Genomic DNA, 1250 nt, shown 5'->3' on the forward strand with positions numbered 1-1250 from the left:
CCGCCGGCAACCGCGCCCACGCCGCACGAGCCGCCGCGCTCCACCGGCTCCTGGCCGACGCCGGCGCTGTCTGCCGGCCGTCGCACGCCGGGCGCCACCTCTACCCCGACTTCGAGGCGCTGCGCCCGGCGCTGGCCGCCCGCGGCATCGAGGACGCCCCCCGGCTGGAGGCGGAACTGGTGCGGCGGCTGGGACCGTACGCCCTGGGCGGCCACCGCTTCGGCGACGATCCTCGTGCCCTGCGGGTGCGGCTGTCCACCGATGTGCCGTCCACCGACGCGACGGCCGGCGCCCCAGCGGCGGACGGCCCCGCCGGGGCGCGGCCGTCGCTGGAGTCGGTCCTGCGGGAGCTGACGGCCGCAGGCTCGGCGTCGCCCCGCCCCGTGAAATCACCGGACGCAGATGGGAGCCCCGCATGACCGAACGGACGGACAGGCCCGCACAGGCCGTCCTCGACGCCCCCGCCGCAGGCTCCCCCCGGCGTCCGCGCCCTCCCGCCCTGCCCGAGCCCCGCCCGCTCGGTGAGCGGCGTACCTGGCCGGGCGGCTTCGCCGGCCGGCTCACCGAGCCCCTGCCCGGCCTGCGCTCCCTGTCCCGCATAGCCAGGGAGGGCAGCACGCGCCCCGACCCCGCGACGCTGCGCGAGATCCCCCTGCTGCCCCGCGAACCGGCGCCCCTGCCGCCGGTCGACGCCGACACGGCCGCCGTCACCTGGGCCGGGCACGCCAGCTGGGTGGTGCGCATCGGCGGCCTCACCGTCCTGACCGACCCCGTCTGGTCCCGCCGGATCCTGGGCACCCCGGCGCGGGTCACCCCGGTCGGAGTCCCCTGGGAGGACCTGCCGCGCGTCGACGCGGTGGTGATCTCCCACAACCACTACGACCACCTCGACGCCCCCACCCTCAGGCGGCTGCCGCGCGACACCCCGCTGTTCGTCCCCGCCGGGCTCGGCGCCTGGTGCCGTAGGCGCCGCTTCACAACCGTCACCGAACTGGACTGGTGGGAGGCGGCCGAACTGCCCTCGCCGGGCGGCGGCCGTGTCCGCTTCGACTTCGTCCCCGCCCACCACTGGTCCCGGCGCACCCTCACCGACACCTGCCGCTCACTGTGGGGCGGCTGGGTGCTCACCGACCGCCACGGGCAGCGGATCCACTTCGCCGGCGACACCGGGTACGGCCACTGGTTCGCCGAGATCGGCCGCCGCCACCCGGGCATCGACCTCGCCCTGCTGCCGATCGGCGCGTACGCGC

1 protein-coding gene and 1 pseudogene are annotated in these 1250 nt (G+C 77.6%); both read left to right on the forward strand.

The window, feature by feature from the left end:
- Positions 1-419 (forward strand): annotated as a pseudogene (locus LJ221_RS22955) (pyridoxal phosphate-dependent aminotransferase); the annotation flags it as partial.
- On the forward strand, positions 416-1250 hold an 835-nt coding region (locus tag LJ221_RS22960), incomplete at its 3' end, for an MBL fold metallo-hydrolase (RefSeq protein ID WP_241718624.1). The pseudogene LJ221_RS22955 and the gene LJ221_RS22960, both read left to right, overlap by 4 nt.

This window comes from Streptomyces sp. CNQ085 (genome assembly GCF_022614595.1).
GTDB lineage: Bacteria > Actinomycetota > Actinomycetes > Streptomycetales > Streptomycetaceae > Streptomyces.